We start from the raw sequence: 1,453 nt of genomic DNA, 5'->3' as shown, positions 1-1,453 counted from the left end.
TGGCGATTGGTGCCGACCCGGCGGTTATCTACGCGGCAACGGCTCCTCTGCCCGCTGGAATCGATGAAATTCTGTTTGCGGGTTTTTTACGTAAGGAACCGGTGGAACTGGTACGCTGTGAAACAATAGACCTGGAAGTTCCAGCCAATGCCGAGATCGTCCTGGAAGGTTATGTCAATCCGCAAGAAACCCGCCTGGAGGGACCTTTTGGAGATCATACGGGCTATTATTCTTTGCCGGATCATTACCCGGTTTTCCATTTAACCTGTATTACGCGACGTAAAAATCCCATTTACACTGCAACCATCGTTGGCAGGCCACCAATGGAAGACGCCTTTCTGGGCAAGGCCACCGAGCGCATCTTTTTGCCTCTGATTCGTTTGCAACTACCGGAAGTTGTTGACATGAACATGCCCTTTGAAGGGGTATTTCATAACTGTGTTATTGTTTCAATTAAAAAACGTTACCCTGGACAGGCCAAAAAGGTGATGTGTGCCCTGTGGGGCATGGGGCTGATGATGCTGGCCAAGCTCATTATTGTTGTAGATGAGAATGTGGATGTACAAAATCTTTCCGAAGTAATGTGGCGGGTATTCAATAATGTCGACCCGCGCCGCGACGTTCTGGTGGTAGACGGTCCCCTGGATGCCCTGGATCATTCCTCACCCCTGCCCCATTATGGAAGTAAGATGGGTATTGACGCAACCCGGAAGGGACCCGAAGAAGGGCACACGAGGCAATGGCCTCCGGATATAGAGATGAGCGCAGACATCAAGGAACTTGTAGACAGAAAGTGGGAGGAATATGGTCTATAAGCTGGTTTACAAGACAAGAATTGTCCTGGAAATGATTAAATTTGAACATACCATTTTTGCCCTGCCCTTTGCATACGCGGGTGCAGTCCTGGTACAGAAACAAATACCATCTTTCCACGATCTGCTCTGGATTACCCTGGCCATGGTGGGAGCCCGCACTGCCGCCATGTCACTTAACCGTTTAATTGACCGGCATATTGATGCCCTGAATCCACGTACGGCCAACCGGGCACTACCCCGGGGGCTGGTTAGTCTGAAGGAAGTATGGCTTTTAATCATCCTTTCGTTTGCGCTTTTGTTTCTATCTGCCTACCAGTTGAGCCCTCTGGCCTTTAAACTATTTCCGGTAGCTGTGGCAGTCCTCTCCTTTTATTCATTTACCAAGCGTTTCTCCTGGACCTGTCACCTCTTTCTGGGTCTGGCCCTGGGACTGGCCCCGGTAGGTGCGTGGATTGCTATCGCCAACCGTTTTGCTCTGGCCCCAGTAATCATCGGGATAGGAGTTCTTTTCTGGGTAGCGGGTTTTGATATTATTTATGCCTGCGATGATTATGATTTTGACCTTAAATACGGTATTCATTCCATTCCGGCTCGTTTTGGCCTGAAACGAGCTTTACTCATTTCAGCTATCTTTCATA

The 1,453-nt window shown here is 49.2% G+C and carries 2 protein-coding genes; both read left to right on the top strand.

Features of this window, described 5'->3' with window-relative positions; all coding sequences use genetic code 11:
• Positions 1-815: UbiD family decarboxylase (locus tag ACPLUI_RS14820; RefSeq protein WP_424661009.1), on the top strand; the 815-nt coding region annotated here is incomplete at its 5' end.
• On the top strand, positions 805-1,453 hold a 649-nt coding region (locus ACPLUI_RS14815), incomplete at its 3' end, for a UbiA-like polyprenyltransferase (protein ID WP_424661008.1). The genes ACPLUI_RS14820 and ACPLUI_RS14815, both read left to right, overlap by 11 nt.

The sequence above is a fragment of the Desulfofundulus sp. genome, assembly GCF_049701015.1.
In the GTDB taxonomy this organism is placed as follows: domain Bacteria; phylum Bacillota; class Desulfotomaculia; order Desulfotomaculales; family Desulfovirgulaceae; genus Desulfofundulus.
The sequence above is the reverse complement of the archived record's forward strand: the minus strand, read 5'-3'. Positions and strand labels throughout refer to the sequence as shown.